The organism is Psychrobacter sp. TB20-MNA-CIBAN-0197 (assembly GCF_040309765.1).
Taxonomy (GTDB): domain Bacteria; phylum Pseudomonadota; class Gammaproteobacteria; order Pseudomonadales; family Moraxellaceae; genus Psychrobacter; species Psychrobacter submarinus.
The window spans coordinates 38856-55050 of record NZ_JBEOPC010000002.1; the positions used below are offsets into that span (position 1 = coordinate 38856).

The following is a 16195-nucleotide window of genomic DNA, read 5'->3' on the forward strand; positions in this document are numbered from 1 at the left end:
TCTATCGAGCCAAGAAAATGAAGGCATGGTGTACTAGCAGCTAATCATTAGCAAAACCATATTAAATAAAACAGTATTGAATAAAAATATACTAAATAAAAGGCAAGCAAGACCATAGTAAGCAAAATCAAAGTCTATTCGTTTTGCCCGTTAAACTAAAACAATTGTAACGGATTGTCGCTTCAGGCGATAAGGCTGATTTGTAAAACCGCTATACAATAAGTCGCTGCTCCGATTTATACCTAAAAAAAGGAGACCTATTACTAGATCTCCTCTGTAGCTTAACACTATAGATTCAAGCAATCTTATACTAGCGCATCAATAACTCATTAACGCGTTTGAGATAAGCGGCTGGATCATCGAGTTGACCACCATCTGCCAGCAGCGCTTGATCAAAGATCACTTGAGCAAGGTCGTCGAACTGCTCGCTGGACTCTAACTTTTTAATCAGCGGATGCTCTGGGTTGACCTCCAAGATAGGCTGCGTCTCTGGTACTTCTTGACCCATTTGCTTGAGCATCTGAATCATCTGCGGTGACAGCTCACCCTCTGCAGTAACGAGTATCGCAGGACTATCGACTAAGCGGTTCGATACGCGTACGTCTTTAGCGCGTGTATCTAGGGCGGTCTTTAGCTTTTCAACCACAGGCTTCATAGACTCTTGCGCCTTTTCAGCTTCCGCCTTTTCTTCCTCGTCCTGCAAGTCGCCTAAGTCCACCGCGCCTTTCGCGATATTTTGTAGTGGGGTCTCATCGAATGAGGTTAAGAAGTTCATCGCCCACTCATCAACACGGCTGGTCATTAAGATGACCTCGATGCCTTTTTTCTTAAATAGTTCAAGCTGCGGGCTGTTTTTGGCCGCTGCAAGATTGTCCGCGGTGAGATAGTAGATGGCTTTTTGACCCTCAATCATGCGGCTTTTGTAGTCTTCAAAGCTAGTCTCAACTTTGTCATTAGTGCTAGTGGCATAACGCAGCAGCTTAGCGATACGCTCTTGGTTACCCATGTCCTCGCCAAGACCTTCTTTGATGACATCGCCAAACTCGCTATAAAACTGCGCGAATTTGTCTTGCTTGTCGCTGTCTTCACTATTGGCTAGGCTTGCCAGCATAGTCAAGATACGGCGCGCATTACCATCACGGATGGATTTGACATCACGCGACTCTTGCAATAACTCTCGGCTGACATTGAGTGGCAAATCAGCTGAATCAATCACGCCTTTGACGAAACGCAAGTACATAGGCAGTAGTTGCTCGGCGTCATCCATGATAAATACACGTTTGACATACAGCTTAAGCCCATGCTGCTGCTCACGAGTATATAGATCCATCGGCGCTTTTTTGGGTACATATAATAGCTGAGTGTACTGTACGCGGCCTTCCACGCGGTTATGCGTCCACGTCAGCGGCTCATCCATGTCGTAGCTGATGTTTTTATAAAAATCGACATACTCTTCATCTTCGATCTCGGATGCTGAGCGTGTCCATAGCGCACTGGCTTTATTGATAGTTTCCCACTCATCGGTGAGTACCATCTCGCCGCCCGCAGGCGTATCACTGTCGTCGTTCTCATCTTTAACATCTTCTTGCCAGACTTCTTTACGCATCTGAATCGGCAGGCTGATATGGTCTGAGTATTTATTGACTAAGCGCTTAATCTTAGCACGGTCGAGGTAGTTATCCTCGCCTTCGGTGTATTCTTCTTTTAGGTGCAAGGTGATGGATGTGCCGCGAGTTTCTTTGGTGATCGTCTCAACCGTGAAGCTACCGCTGCCATCAGATATCCAGCGTACGCCTTGCTCCGCAGGCTCACCAGCTTTACGCGACTCAACCGTAATGGTGTCGGCCACGATAAACCCAGAGTAAAAGCCAACACCGAACTGACCAATTAATTGACCGTCTTGCTTTTGTGATTCAGATAATTTATCCAAGAAGGCTTTAGTGCCAGACTTGGCAATAGTACCTAGATTTTCGATAGCATCGGCTTCATTCATGCCGATACCGTTATCGATAAAGGTGATGGTTTTGGCATCACTATCAACGGCAATACGGATTTTTAACTCGCCATCATCTTCATATAAGCTGTCATCATTAGTCGCTTCAAAACGCAATTTGTCACAAGCATCAGAGGCGTTTGAAACCAGCTCACGGACAAAGATATCGGCATTAGAGTACAAAGAGTGGGTCACTAAATGCAGCAACTGCGCCACTTCCGCCTCAAAACTATGTTTTTTTAATTCTGGGTTGTTGTTGTCACTCATAAAGAACTCCTTCATTGGAAAGTTGAGATTAACGTAAAACAGTAGCACTAACTGAGCGCCTCAAACTAAGAGTCTCAATTAGTGCTAGGCTGTTTATACTAATAGGGTCGCGGTCAAATATTTCAAGTTTAAAAGCCCTATAAAAAGTTAAACAAAAAAACCGCTTAAGTTTCCTTAAGCGGTATCGTGACGTATTACATGTTTTATGTCAGAATCGAATGATAAGTTACAAACAGCTCGGCAAGTCACGAGCCGGATCGCTATCGCGAGCGGCCATCGCATCTTCGACGCTCAAGCCTAGCGCTTTGGCCACGCCTTCACCGTAAGCCGGCTCACACCAGTGACAGTTACGGATATGACGATACTTAATAAAGTCTAGCGCATCGCCCATCGCTCTTGCCGTATTATCGAACAGAGCCTGCTTTTGCTCATCATTCATCAAGTTAAACAGCGCACGCGGCTGGCTAAAGTAGTCATTATCATCTTCACGGAAGTCATAATGCTCAGCGTAGCCATCGATCTTTAGTGGCGGCTCAGCATACTGCGGCTGCTCTTGCCACTGCTCAAAGCTGTTTGGCGTATAGTGCGGACGACCGCCATAGTTGTCACCGACGCGCATGAGACCATCACGGTGATTGCTATGCACAGGGCAAGTCGCTTTATTGACTGGTATCTGCTTGTGGTTGACGCCAACGCGGTAACGCTGGGCATCAGCGTAGCTAAACAGACGTGCTTGGAGCATGCGATCTGGAGAGGCGCTGATACCAGGCACAAGATTATTCGGAGCAAACGCCGCTTGCTCAACATCGAGATGGTAGTTTTCAGCGTTTCTGTTAAGCTCAAACTCGCCAACTTCGATTAGTGGATAGTCACCTTTTGGCCAGACTTTGGTCAAATCAAATGGATGATACGGTACATTATCGGCCTCTGTTTCTGGCATGATTTGCACGTACATTTTCCACTTTGGGAAGTCGCCATTATCGATAGCATTGAGCAGATCTTCTTGATGGCTTTCACGATTGCTTGCGATGATATCAGCGGCCTCTTGATCGGTTAAGTTTTTGATACCTTGCTGAGTGACAAAGTGAAACTTGACCCAAAAACGCTCATTATCACTATTGATAAAGCTATAAGTGTGCGAGCCAAAACCATGCATATGTCTATACGAGGCGGGAATACCACGCTCGCTCATGGTGATGGTCACTTGATGCAAAGACTCTGGCAGTAGTGTCCAAAAGTCCCAGTTATTGGTCGCTGAACGCATATTAGTACGCGGATCACGTTTTACCGCTTTATTCAGATCAGGGAACTTACGCGGATCACGGACGAAGAATACCGGCGTATTATTACCAACTAAGTCCCAGATACCTTGTTCCGTATAGAACTTTAAGGCAAAACCGCGAATATCGCGCTCCGCGTCAGCTGCGCCGCGCTCGCCTGCGACGGTACTAAAGCGCGCAAACATCTGAGTCTGTTTACCGACTTCATCAAAGATTCCAGCGCGTGTATATCGAGTGATGTCATTGGTCACGGTAAAGGTACCAAACGCGCCCGAACCTTTGGCATGCATACGGCGTTCAGGAATAATTTCACGGTTGAGATCAGCAAGCTTTTCGTTCAGCCACAAGTCTTCTGCTAGTAGTGGACCACGCTTGCCAGCGGTTTTGCTATTTTCGTTATCAACAACAGGCGCGCCATTGCTCATCGTCAGCGGCGTTGCACTATAGGGGCATTTCTTGTCATTCATATTATCACTCATCGGGTTATTCCTTTAAATGGTCAATTAAATAAATAGTTAGTCGAAGTATAAGCGCTCTTGCGCTTTCCCATGCTTGCTTAAGATCTCGTTGCTAGTGCCTATTACACCTGAACTACTTTCATTTGTATAATAAATTAATTGTATCTTTTAGTTTTGTTTTAATAATCATAACATGAGATCGTTTGCTAATGAGTATCAACACTCATTTACTTCAACGCATAAAAAAGGACAGCGTAACAGCTGTCCTTTAAGGTATTAATAGAGTAAAAATAAGAGCGAAAAATAGTAGCTCATTTGCTAAATTAGCTGGGCATTGGACGAATGGTCAGAATTTGCTCACTACGACCAAACGGGCCGTGCACATCATGCAGCACCGCGCTCGTTAAGCCAATACCATCGCTGCCATACTGTTGTACCGCTTCAATACCAAGCCACTGTCCTTTTGGCGCTCGGTGCATATGGATTTGCAAGTCAGTGTTAGGGAACATCCACTCAAGCTTTGTCAGCCCAAGACCCAGTCTTTGTACCACGCCATTCGCCGTATCGACCATCCCTAATAGCTTCACTAGATCGCTGGTCGCCTCGCCTTCGATCATGTCCACGTCATTACTGATCCACACCATACCTTTTCCAGAACGTCGATCCGCTTCGGCAACTAAATGAACAGACTCAATAAACCCGCCCGGCCATTGTTTCATGCCTTCCCAAACTGGCAGCGCTTCGGGTTGATGCTTGGCAGGCGTATCCTCAAGACCTGCGATCTCGCTAGTGTCTTGGGTCATCAGTCGCCAAGCGCGCGCAATAATACAGTCGCGGCCACGACTAGTCATCACCGCTTCGATAAGCTCAATGGTTCTGCCAGGTCGAATACAGCGTGTGGTAATGGTAAAGTCGCTCAGCGGAATTAATCCCAAAATATCAAGACTAATACGGGCAATACGCATATTGTCTTGCGGCGCGAACTGGCTGAGCTCGTATGTGAGCAGCCCTGTCGCTGGCGCCATATGCTGCTCATGCTCGTTCCAAGCGCCTTGAACATTGCTGGTAGGCTGATAATAAGCGATACAACTGCCATCGGGCTGCTGCTCGCGTTTGTTAAACTGATAATACGCTAACATAGCGGTCCTATATTTTTATTTGTATTTTATCTAAAGTTTGCTTGGCTATTATGGTACCTGTATTTTAGTGACTATTACAGTACCCTTAATGCCTATGACAGTGCCTTATTGACTAAGCTGTTGTTTTCTTAACTTGAGAAGCCTACGACTTTTGAGAGTAAAGAAGAGCAAAACAATCATAACAGCGACAAGTACCCCATAAAAAACGCTGTACTCTTTTATAAAATGCATTAGGTCTAAGAAGAGTATTATGACCAATACGCCAATGACAAACATATTGATATTTAATTGTTTGTCAATTTCCTTAAGACTCGCCTCTGCTAGTACGAATCTTTTTCTCTGCTTTTTCATCTTACTTTACCTATGATAGATAGTTCTACGCTACTTGCCCACTTCAGTCACCGGAATACGTAGCGCTTTTGGCAGACTAAAGGTAACATTCTCTTCAATTCCAGAGAGCTCATCAGGCTGTTTGCCGCCCCAGTCCTGTAATTGTTGCAGCACTTCTTGGATGAGGACCTCAGGGGCTGATGCGCCCGCTGTGACCCCTACGGCCTCCACACCATCAAACCAAGATTGCTGGATCTCGCTGGCATTATCAATGAGGTAGGCCTTACAGTTCATGCGCTCGGCAAGCTCACGCAAGCGATTGGAGTTTGATGAGTTTGGCGAGCCGACGACTAATACCACCTCACAGCGACCTGCCAAGTCTTTGACCGCGTCTTGACGGTTTTGGGTGGCATAGCAGATATCGTCTTTTCGCGGCCCTTGGATGCTTGGGAATTTACTACGAAGTGCGTCTATCACTTTAGCCGTATCGTCCATCGACAGAGTCGTTTGGGTAACAAAGGCTAAGCGCTCAGCGTCTCTTACTGAAAGTTTAGCGACATCTTCTTCGTTTTCTACTAGATGAATATGGCCGCCATGTCCTCGATTAAAACGGCCCATCGTACCCTCAACTTCTGGGTGGCCGGCATGCCCAATCAGTACCGCATCCATGCCTTCGTGGGCGAACTTTGCCACCTCGATATGTACTTTTGTCACTAGCGGACAGGTAGCATCAAACACGGTGAGATCGCGGCGATTGGCTTCATCTTCGACCGCTTTTGACACTCCGTGCGCCGAAAATATCACAATAGCGCCATCTGGCACCTCGGTCAGCTCTTCGACAAATACCGCACCGCGATTGGCAAGGTCTGAGACCACAAACTTATTATGCACCACCTCATGGCGCACATAAATGGGCGGCTCAAAACGAGTCAACGCTTCGTTGACAATCGCAATGGCGCGATCCACGCCAGCACAAAACCCGCGTGGATTGGCAAGATAAATTTGCATAAGACAGCCTATCATTAGATAATTTGGAATCAGTAGTTTAGCACTTAATACTTAGATCAGTGCTCAAAAACGAATACTTACAAAAGGGTACTTAAAAAACGAGCTATTAAACTTAAATGATTACTCATCAGCATTTAAAAGAATCAATGCTGAAAAATTCAGTACTTAGACTCAGTGCTTAGATCAGTTATCTGGGCACAAATGCATAGATTCAACGCCCTCGCCCCTACTTTATCATAATATATTCTCATTACGCTTTAAAATGCTATCGCATCAGTATTATAATTGCCGGCACTATCAGCGACTTTATTAAAAAACAATTATCATCACTTTATTGGGAGACTTATGACGGGCTCATTGTTTATCATTACCGCGGCCTCTGGTACGGGTAAGACCTCTTTGGTCAAGCAGCTACTGGCGACCACTAATGACTTGACTGTCAGCATCTCTCACACCACTCGTGCGCCTCGTCCCGGTGAGATTGATGGTCATCACTATCATTTTATCGACAAAGAGGTATTTGTTTCTGCTATTGGCGAAGGCAAGTTTTTAGAGCACGCTGAGGTCTTTGGCAACTACTATGGTACTGCAGAAGCTAGCGTGCGTGCGCAGCTAGAGGCAGGTATCGACGTCATTTTGGAGATTGATTGGCAAGGGGCGCTGCAGGTCAAAAAGATATTTACTGATGCCACTATGATTTTTATCTTGCCGCCTAGCCTCTCAACGTTGCGCCAGCGCTTAGCGGGCCGAGCCCAAGACAGCGCCGAGGTAATCGAGCAGCGTCTGGCCGGCGCCGTCACTGAAATGGCGCAATACGTGCATTTCGACTATGTGATTATTAATGATAACTTTGAGGTGGCACTGACTGAGCTCAAAGCCATTATCGTCGCTGACAGACAGACGCTCAGTCGTCAGCAGCGTCATCATCGCCGTATTATCGACGCTTTACTGGCGAATGAGAGCGAAGAATAGCTTTAGATTCACTTTTGAGTAGCGCTCAAATGCTCATAGTCTGAATACAGTCTAAATACATTCTAAATATCGGTGGCTTGAGCGTTACTCATTTAAGGGTTATTAAAGTGCTAATAGCGACTTTGGGGCTTGAGTAATCAAGTACAAAAGCCATGACGCGACTGGCGAAAAAATGCTATAATAGCCAGTTATTCCCCCTATATCTTTCTATATTTTTGCTCCCATACATTAGCAGGCACCCTATTGGTGTATCATTTATCACCTCCACACTACCTGCTAATCCTAAATCACTGAGGTAATGAACTATGGCACGTGTCACGATTGAAGATTGCTTAGAGAATGTAGACAACCGTTTTGAGCTGGTACTTGTCGCTAGCAAACGCGCTCGCCAACTGGCAAAAGGTATTGCTGAGCCACTTGTTGAAGTTGACAATGACAAGCCAACAGTTTTAGCATTGCGCGAAATTGCTGATGGTAAAATCACCCGCGATATCCTAAACCAGCCTGAGCATAGTTTTGCAACGAGCTCATTGGATTTAGCGCTATCAGGTGATCATAGCTTTTAAAGATAGCTTCTAAAAAAAGATAGCTTAAATAGCTACTGATGCACTCAAGTAGCGCGATAAAACCACAGTTCTAAGCTGTGGTTTTTATGATTTAAAAAACTGTTTTTTGCTATTTACAGACTGAATGTGCTTAGTAGTTGACATTGTAGGCTATTTACGATTAATTAGAGAGTGAAAACCAAACTCGTATTAGAGTCTATTTTATTTACTTTTGGCTTGTTTTTTTAAATAATAGCCGCTAAATCCATTGCCAAGTTATAGGCGCCTCATAGTAGGCGCTCAGTCATAGGATAATCTTATATGAGCCAAACCCTTCCTAAGCTCAGTCATCGTCTAGTAGACGAGGCCCAATATAACTTGCTGCGCTCGGTTGGGTATTTAAGTCGGGACGATCGCCGCGACATTATCGATGCATGTGAGTTTGGTGATATCGCTCATATCAAAGACAAGCGCAAATCAGGTGAGCCCTATATTACTCATCCTATCGCGGTTGCTGAGATTTTGGCCGGTTTTCGTTTAGACCGTGATACGATTATCGCCGCAATTTTGCATGATACGGTTGAAGATACTGAAGTCACTGGCGAGCAGATTGAGCAGCGTTATGGCAAAGTCGTCGCCCGCTTGGTTGATGGTGTCACCAAGCTTAAGTCCTCAAAATACAATAAGCAGCAAAACAAAGCGGCAACCTTTCATAAAATTCTTACCGCAACCTTGTTAGATCCGCGCGTGTTGATTATCAAGTTATCAGACCGCCTGCATAACATGTCCACGCTCGATGCGGTCAGCACTGAAAAGCAGCGCGCCACCGCGCAAGAGACTTTAGATTTTTATGTGCCCTTCGCCCGCTTGATGGGCATCAATGACATTGCTGACTACATAGAGGTGCTCTGCTACCGCAATCTTAACTCTGAGATGTATAACAAGCTGTCTGATAAGCTGTTGCAGCACGGCCTTGGACGCAACTTTCAAAAAGAAGCCATCCATCGCTATCTGATTGTGGTATTGAACAACTTAGAGTTAAATGGTCACGTTAAAATCTTAGACAACCGCGTTGCTATGTACCGTCAGTTCTTTCGCAACCGCGGCGAGATTAATGCCCTACTTCGTCACTACTCTTTTGAGATCGTCCTCGATACGGTAGAGGCCTGTGATAAGCTGGCTTACTATTTCATCAAAAAATATCAAATCGAAGATGCGAATATTCAGGACAATATTCGCCGGCCGCTACCTGGCGGCAATCAATCTTTGACTTTACTTTATGAGCGTGACAATGATTGTATCAAAGTCGTCATTATGACCAAAAAGATGCAAAAGGCGGCGCGACTCGGCGTGATCGGTGCTGAGCATGCCTCTGATGTCAGCCAATCAGTGATTCAAGCCTCACTACGCAATATGAAAGAGCTGGTCGATGAAGAGACCTTAGATGAAAATAGTCCTGACTTTACCGCGGCGGTGTCTACGATTAACGAGCTGATGGACTATCTGCATTCAAGCAAAATCCTCTGCTATAGTCCGCAGGGCCGTGCCTATGAGCTGCCGCAAGGCGCAACGGCGCTCGACTTCGCTTATGCGGTTGGGCCTATGGTGGGTAATGTCGCTGTCGGCGCGAATATTGATAATGAAAAAGCCAAACTTGGGACGGTTGTCAAAAACGGACAGCTGGTCGAGATTGAAATTGATAGCGACTCTGAGCCCAAAGCGGAATGGCTTGGCTTTGTGGTCACCAATAAAGCCCGTAAGGAGATCTTGCGCTGGTTTAAAGACTTACCTACGAGTGAAAAGCAGCGTCATGGTCAACAAGCGCTAGATCGCGCTTTAAAAACGTACCATAAAAGCCTAGCGGACTTATACGATTCTGAGTGGAACAACCTACTTGAGTGGCGCGGTGTTGATGATAAAAACGTGCTGTTTGAGCAAATAAGCTCTGGCACTTTATTGCCGCAGCTCGTTGTTTCACGCTTATTTAGCGACGAGATGAGCAGTCTGCAAGCGGATGTCAGTGAAGCCTCGCAGCCGCAGCAGCTCATCGTCAATACTGCGGGTGTTGAGCTTGATTTTGCCAATTGTTGTCATCCTATTTATGGCGACCCAATCGTTGGCCACTTATCACGGCATGGGTTGGTCGTGCACCGGCATAAGTGTTTTTCGCTCGATGATATTCGTAAAGACAATCCTTACCAAATCATTCAGCTACAGTGGCGCGATGATAAAGCAGTTAAACAAAACGACTCTGATGATGCCGGTAATAAGATACGCTTTCCAGCTTATCTCAAACTCTCCATCTCGCTAAGCGATGAGCAAATCAGCGAAGTGGTTTATCATCTGCGCCAGTTAAATATCGGTGTAGAGACGATCGATGTACGTCACAGTGATACGATCGTTCATGTAGTCGTTCGCAGCCGGGTGCACTTAGCCCAAGGTATCCGTGAGCTAAGATCGCTATTAGGCTTCCCCAATATTATGCGTCTGTATCAGCTATAAAACTATCAAAATAACTTAACCCCTGTTTATTTATTATTCACTTCCTAAAAGGAATAACTATGAGTCGTCAAACTATTCAAACCGATAAAGCTCCTGCCGCTGTTGGCACTTACTCACAAGCAGTAAAGGTTGGTAATACGGTCTATATCTCAGGCCAGCTTGGTTTTGATCCTGATACTATGGAGCTAAAAGAAGGCTTTGAGGCGCAGGCCAAGCAAGTATTTGAGAATATTAAAGCCATTTGCGCGGCCGCTGGTGGTACTATCAATGATGTGGTTAAATTTAACGTCTCCTTGACCGATTTGAGCGATTTTGCGGCACTAAATGAGGTATTTGTAGCCAATCTAAGTGAGCCGTATCCTGCTCGCGCTGCGGTACAAGTAGCAGCCTTGCCAAAAGGCGGCGTGGTAGAGATTGAGTCAATTATGTATATAGAATAACGGATAGCGTCAAGTCTGAGAGTATCGAATCTGATAGCTCAAGACTACAGTCGTGAAGTCAAAGGCAACTTTATCAAGCTCAAAAGCTTAAGCCCAAAGCGCGGTTATCGATAACGGCAATTTGGGCTTGCTTATTTGTGCTACTCATATTACGCATAATAAAACGAGTACCCTCATCTATTGGTATGCTTCACTTATTAATATGTTTCTCTACACTTTAAACATCACCGAATTTAACTTTTAATAAGGCTGCGAGCGTCATTTATGTTAGTTCAAGTTGCTCTACCGGTTCCGCTTTATCGAGTATTTGATTATGGCGTGCCTGCAGACTTATCTTTGCCCAAAATCGGTAGCCGCGTCGAAGTCTCTTTTGGTAGGCAGACTTTGATCGGTATCGTCATCGCCCAAATTGAGCCAAGCGCAAGCGATGTTCCAATGGGTAAGCTCAAAGCCATTAATCAGTGCTTAGATGATGAACCTATCGTCGATAGCGCTATGCTTCGCCTTGCGTACTGGCTTGCGCGTTATTATCATTACCCTTTAGGCGATGTACTCGCTGTGATGCTGCCAAGCCTTGTGCGGCAAGGCAAACCGCTCGACTTGCTTATTACTCATTGGCGCATCCTGCCGCACGTCACCGATGCTGACTTTCATGCCAATGCGGTCAAGCAAAAACAGCAGTTCGACATGCTCAAGTTGCATGGCGAGCGCGGTGCGAGCGAAGATGTGTTATTACTCGAAGGAATGCAGCGCAGCTTTTTGAAGACGTTAGAAGACAAGGGCTTAATTGAGCGCTACATAGAGCACAAATCAGCGCCTAAGCCTGTGAGCTTAGCGAAGATGCCGCTTGATCTCAATGACGAGCAGCAGCAGGCGGTGGCGACGATTACTGCTGCTCATAGCGCTGAGCAGTATAAAGGTGTTTTACTCAACGGTATCACCGGTAGTGGTAAAACGGAAGTCTATTTGCAAGCGATGCAAGCGGTATTAGAAGCTGGCAAGCAAGTACTCATACTGGTGCCAGAGATTGGCCTAACGCCGCAGACGCGAGCGCGTTTTGCTAGCCGCTTTGCTGCGCAAATCGTGCTACTGCATTCAGGTATGACTAACACCTACCGTCTGCAAGGTTGGCAAGACTGCCGTACCGGTCACGCGCAAATCATCATCGGCACCCGCTCAGCTGTGCTGTATCCTTTTGCTAACTTAGGTCTGATCATCGTTGATGAGGCGCATGATAGCTCTTATAAGCAGCAAGACACCCTACGCTACCATGCAAGCGACGTGGCGCTATATCGCGGCCTGCAATATAAGATACCCGTCGTGCTCGGAACTGCGACCCCAACGCTTGAGCATCTAAAGCTTGTAGCAGATGGTAAGCTGATAGAGTGCCAGCTAACGACGCGTCCTGGCAGTGCCAAGCCTGCGACTATGCAGCTCATCGATGCCCGCCTGCAAACCACTCATCAACAAACTGCAGACGATGGCGCAAACTATGACACAGGTCTGACCGATGATCTCATCAAGGCTATTCGGCAAACGCTCGAAGCCGGCGAGCAGGTATTGATATTTCTAAATCGTCGCGGCTATGCGCCGGTATTACTCTGCGAAGCTTGTGGCTGGCAAGCAGACTGTCCACGCTGCGATGCGCATCTAACGGTGCATTATAGTCGTCAAAACCAAAGCAGCTCTTATTTAAAATGCCATCACTGTGATTGGCAAGCTTATATTCCAAATAGCTGTCCGGACTGCGCCAGTCAAAACTTAGATACCAAAGGGATGGGGACGACAAGACTTAGCGAAAACTTACATGCGCTGTTTGCTAATCCGCAAACCAGTAAAATACAATACCCGATTATTCAGATTGACCGCGACACCACGAGGCGTAAAGACAGCTGGGAGAATATCTATCAGCGTATTAACGAAGGTAAGCCGGCGATTCTAGTCGGCACGCAAATGGTGGCTAAAGGTCATCACTTTCCTAATGTCACGCTCGTCTGCTTGCCTAATGCTGATAGAGGTTTTTTATCTGCAGACTTTCGCTCGCCTGAGCATACCGCGCAGCTGATGATTCAAGTCGCGGGCCGTGCTGGACGCGGCGACAAGGCAGGACGCGTGCTGATCCAGACGCTACAGCCTGACAACGCGCTACTACTAAAGCTGGTAAAAGACGGCTACCTGTCATTTGCGCGGGATCTACTACAAGAGCGCAAAATGATGGGACTGCCGCCTCATACCCATGCCGCGCTGATTCGCTGCGAAGGCAAAACCCTAGCCGCCACCATGCAAGCGCTCAAAGATGCCATCGCTATCTTGCCCACTAACCACAATTTGGCCGTGCTCGGGCCCATCGATGCGCCCATGAGCAAAAAAAACAGCCGCTACCATGCCCAGCTACTCCTCATCGCCAAAGAGCGCGGACAGCTCCACCAAGTACTGAACCACTGGTGGCAACCCGTACTGGCGCTACCCAGCGCTAAATATCTAAAACTGACTTTAGATATCGACCCTGTCGGCTGGTAGGCTGACACCTCAAACCTATCACCGTTTCCTCTTATTATTCTTAGGCTCCTAAACGTATAGTCAGTTCAAAATAACATGGTGCTAAATTGAAGAGTGCTACTGGAATGAATGTTGCGCAGCCTCTGTAATAACAGCATGCAAGGAAAATTCATACCAGTAGCACGATGTCATTTTTGCAGTGACTCGACTATAGCTTACTGGCTGCATTTTTACATCGTCGTTACAGCTTCTAATACTCGGCTATGTTAGATTTATCATTAATCCTTGAAGTTATTTACCATAAGTCTTAATAAATTTGAGTAATGTTATGAGTCAAGAAGATCCCAGTCATAAGCAAAATAAGCATTTGCCTCCAAGTGAGCCTATTGATGTCTATAAAAACAACGATAGTAACTATACTGCTGGCAATCAAGACGCTCATGATCATGACTCTCACCTAGAGCAAAACACCGCGCCGAGAGATACCAAAGGCTATCAGCGTACGTTACTGATTAGCTTTGTGATCATCACAGGCTATATGTTTATCGAGGCGATTGGTGGCTTACTGACAGGCAGCTTGGCGTTACTCTCTGATGCAGGACACATGCTCAGCGACGCCATCGCCCTTGGTGCGACGTTGATGGCATTTAAAATCGGCGAAAAAGCCGCCACCCATCAAAAGACCTTTGGCTATAAACGCTTTGAGATTATCGTGGCCACCGTCAATGGTGCGACGCTAGTAATTATCGCCTTGATGATTTTTTATGAAGCGATCAAACGCCTTAACTCACCGCCTGAGATTGCTACCCAAGGTATGCTGATCATCGCTACTATCGGCATGCTTATTAATATCCTAGTGGCTTGGCTGATGCACCGAGGTAGCCGTAGTGGCGATAGCGGACACAGTCATGGAGAAAAACAAAACTCCTCTGACGCTAAAGAGCCTGTTAACCTCAATATGCAAAGCGCCTATCTACATGTCTTAAGTGACTTGATGGGCTCAGTGGCCGCTATTGTCGCCGCTTTACTGATGATGGGGTTTGGCTGGGTTTGGGCCGATGCCGCAGCGTCGGTGATCGTCGCGGTACTTATCTTAGTAAGTGGTTACCGCGTTGTACGTGATTCGGTACATGTCTTGATGGAGGGCACGCCAAAAGATATCTCATTAGACGCAGTCAAAGAGCGTCTGCTCGATCATAAGCAAGTCGAAAAGATTCATGACCTCCATATTTGGAGTATTACTAGTGGCCTAAACGCTTTATCTTGTCACGTGGTGGTCGATGGCGAGATGAGTATTACGGAGGCTAGTGTGCTGATTAGCGAGCTTGAACAGCGCTTGCAAGACTTAGGCATTAGTCATGCCACTATTCAGGTGGAGAGCCTATCGCATCCGCAGACGATGGCTCACAGTGATACGCTTGTTTGTGATATCTCCGAGCGAGCCGTCAGTGATAGCGGACATATCGGCCACAATCATTAACTAAAGATTTTAGTTTAAGGGTCCAATTATTTTTATGGATTTGAAAAATAGCGGTAAATCATGCTTAACCACCAAATGATAATGGCTAGCCAAATAAATAAGCCAGATACTAATAAGAGCCCCCTTATCCAAATATCTAAGCTTCCATTCATAACTTGTGGCCAATAAGCGGGCCCCATATTCGATACCATAATGAGCCAAAACCCAAACGCGAATGCCAGTATAGATATGAGTATGATACGGATGATATTCATGATGATTTTACCAACGCTTGCTAAACCAGAAACGCTTGCTAAACCAGAGTAGCGTTGTCGATGTTTGAATAAAGCCTCTTTTTAGGCATAGCGCTTCACAAACGTTATCTTGCAATATAGTCAGTTCAGAGTAAAAGTAAAATGACTATATGATTCATTATAAAGGTTTTAATGTAGATAAATGAAACCTGTAGCCGCTTATGCGGTTATAATGACGATAATTTTATCTATAATGAGCCGCTTTTTGCTATTATTTAGTAGAGATCGCAGCTTTATCAACGATTAATTTTTAATAATGAGCTATTGCCATGTCTAGACGCTCAGCACCTTTTGTTGCTCCCGACTACATCGATGATCCTGCTTCAAAGGACGGTAAGAAGCACGCCAAAGTGCTGCTATCAACGCTACAAGAAGATATCGCCAGCTTCCGTGATGAGCAGTTTCCGCCTGATATTCTACGGCAAATTCGCGATATGCCTATCTTTGAGGGTAATCTTAGCGAGGTGCAAGCTTATCAGCAGCGCTGGCAGAGCTTATTGGACCGTGCTAAGGAGTTTTATCCTGCCGCAGATATGCCCCCTGACCATCTGCCACTACCTGCCAGCCTAGAGATACCGCAGTTTATCTTTAATGTGCAGCGCTTACATCTGACCAAAACCCGCGCCAAAGAATCTAAAAGCTTTGGCTCAGTCAGCGCCTTGATGAATAAATGCGGTGAGTATACTGCGCAAGAGATTGAGCGTATGACTGCCGTATTTGAGACAGATGATGAAGCTAGGTTGGTTGCGCATCGAGAGTTTATTGATTTGCGCGCTTATGTGTTCTGCCGCGATAATAAAGGTGAGATGCTAGAGCCGGAGCGCGTTCGTTTTTATCGTACCGGTCTGATTGTGCATGCGTTGCCTGATTTTAAAATTGTGGATAGTCGGCAGACCCCGCGCAAACGCCGCAATGATGCTTATAGCAATCCTATTGCCAATAATGACGTCTGGAAAATTTATCGCAAAAAATAAGTCGCCTTTTTGCTA

General features: G+C 46.0%; 11 protein-coding genes. 7 read left to right on the top strand and 4 right to left on the bottom strand.

The annotated features are described in order from the left end of the window. Positions 1–310 precede the first annotated feature (310 nt). From htpG to ispH, 4 genes are all read right to left on the bottom strand, one after another. Positions 311–2260: a molecular chaperone HtpG gene (gene htpG, locus AAEY83_RS00880; RefSeq protein WP_037058782.1), complete on the bottom strand. Its 1950-nt coding sequence runs from the start codon at positions 2258–2260 to the stop codon at positions 311–313. Between the two features lie 226 nt (positions 2261–2486). Beyond that, positions 2487–4007 carry a catalase gene (locus AAEY83_RS00885; protein WP_025644602.1) on the bottom strand — a complete coding sequence of 507 codons (1521 nt, stop codon included), beginning with the start codon at positions 4005–4007 and terminating at the stop codon, positions 2487–2489. Between the two features lie 314 nt (positions 4008–4321). Then, entirely contained in the window at positions 4322–5137 is an 816-nt protein-coding gene (locus AAEY83_RS00890) for a thioesterase family protein (RefSeq protein ID WP_025644604.1), read from the bottom strand. 381 nt (positions 5138–5518) lie between these two features. Next, the gene (gene ispH, locus AAEY83_RS00895; protein WP_025644608.1) at positions 5519–6475 is read right to left on the bottom strand and encodes a 4-hydroxy-3-methylbut-2-enyl diphosphate reductase; all 957 of its coding nucleotides are present in this window, start codon (positions 6473–6475) and stop codon (positions 5519–5521) included. Positions 6476–6820: 345 nt separating this feature from the next. On the opposite strand from ispH, the gene gmk reads away from it, so the two are divergent. The 7 genes from gmk (at position 6821) to AAEY83_RS00930 (ending at position 16180) form a co-directional block, all read left to right on the top strand. Next, on the top strand, positions 6821–7447 hold the full coding sequence (gmk, locus tag AAEY83_RS00900) for a guanylate kinase (protein ID WP_025644610.1): 627 nt from the start codon (positions 6821–6823) through the stop codon (positions 7445–7447). Between the two features lie 305 nt (positions 7448–7752). Continuing rightward, positions 7753–8013 carry a DNA-directed RNA polymerase subunit omega gene (rpoZ, locus tag AAEY83_RS00905; protein ID WP_025644612.1) on the top strand — a complete coding sequence of 87 codons (261 nt, stop codon included), beginning with the start codon at positions 7753–7755 and terminating at the stop codon, positions 8011–8013. Positions 8014–8313: 300 nt separating this feature from the next. Then, positions 8314–10494 (top strand): RelA/SpoT family protein, encoded by a 2181-nt coding sequence (locus AAEY83_RS00910; protein WP_025644614.1) that lies wholly within the window; start codon positions 8314–8316, stop codon positions 10492–10494. Positions 10495–10553: 59 nt separating this feature from the next. Continuing rightward, positions 10554–10934, top strand: coding sequence for a Rid family detoxifying hydrolase (locus AAEY83_RS00915; protein ID WP_025644615.1), 381 nt, complete (start codon positions 10554–10556; stop codon positions 10932–10934). 264 nt (positions 10935–11198) lie between these two features. After that, positions 11199–13454, top strand: a complete 2256-nt coding sequence (locus AAEY83_RS00920; protein WP_025644617.1) for a primosomal protein N' — start codon at positions 11199–11201, stop codon at positions 13452–13454. Positions 13455–13761: 307 nt separating this feature from the next. Beyond that, a complete protein-coding gene (locus AAEY83_RS00925) occupies positions 13762–14913 on the top strand; it encodes a cation diffusion facilitator family transporter (RefSeq protein WP_025644619.1) in 1152 nt (383 codons plus the stop codon). A 562-nt stretch (positions 14914–15475) separates the two neighbouring features. Beyond that, on the top strand, positions 15476–16180 hold the full coding sequence (locus AAEY83_RS00930; RefSeq protein WP_025644622.1) for a hypothetical protein: 705 nt from the start codon (positions 15476–15478) through the stop codon (positions 16178–16180). Positions 16181–16195 lie beyond the last annotated feature (15 nt).

Bases quoted from the DNA above. Each gene is read 5' to 3' on its own strand.
- htpG (WP_037058782.1), bottom strand. From the start codon at position 2,260: ATGAGTGACAACAACAACCCAGAATTAAAAAAACATAGTTTTGAGGCG.
- AAEY83_RS00885 (WP_025644602.1), bottom strand. From the start codon at position 4,007: ATGAATGACAAGAAATGCCCCTATAGTGCAACGCCGCTGACGATGAGC.
- AAEY83_RS00890 (WP_025644604.1), bottom strand. From the start codon at position 5,137: ATGTTAGCGTATTATCAGTTTAACAAACGCGAGCAGCAGCCCGATGGC.
- ispH (WP_025644608.1), bottom strand. From the start codon at position 6,475: ATGCAAATTTATCTTGCCAATCCACGCGGGTTTTGTGCTGGCGTGGAT.
- gmk (WP_025644610.1), top strand. From the start codon at position 6,821: ATGACGGGCTCATTGTTTATCATTACCGCGGCCTCTGGTACGGGTAAG.
- rpoZ (WP_025644612.1), top strand. From the start codon at position 7,753: ATGGCACGTGTCACGATTGAAGATTGCTTAGAGAATGTAGACAACCGT.
- AAEY83_RS00910 (WP_025644614.1), top strand. From the start codon at position 8,314: ATGAGCCAAACCCTTCCTAAGCTCAGTCATCGTCTAGTAGACGAGGCC.
- AAEY83_RS00915 (WP_025644615.1), top strand. From the start codon at position 10,554: ATGAGTCGTCAAACTATTCAAACCGATAAAGCTCCTGCCGCTGTTGGC.
- AAEY83_RS00920 (WP_025644617.1), top strand. From the start codon at position 11,199: ATGTTAGTTCAAGTTGCTCTACCGGTTCCGCTTTATCGAGTATTTGAT.
- AAEY83_RS00925 (WP_025644619.1), top strand. From the start codon at position 13,762: ATGAGTCAAGAAGATCCCAGTCATAAGCAAAATAAGCATTTGCCTCCA.
- AAEY83_RS00930 (WP_025644622.1), top strand. From the start codon at position 15,476: ATGTCTAGACGCTCAGCACCTTTTGTTGCTCCCGACTACATCGATGAT.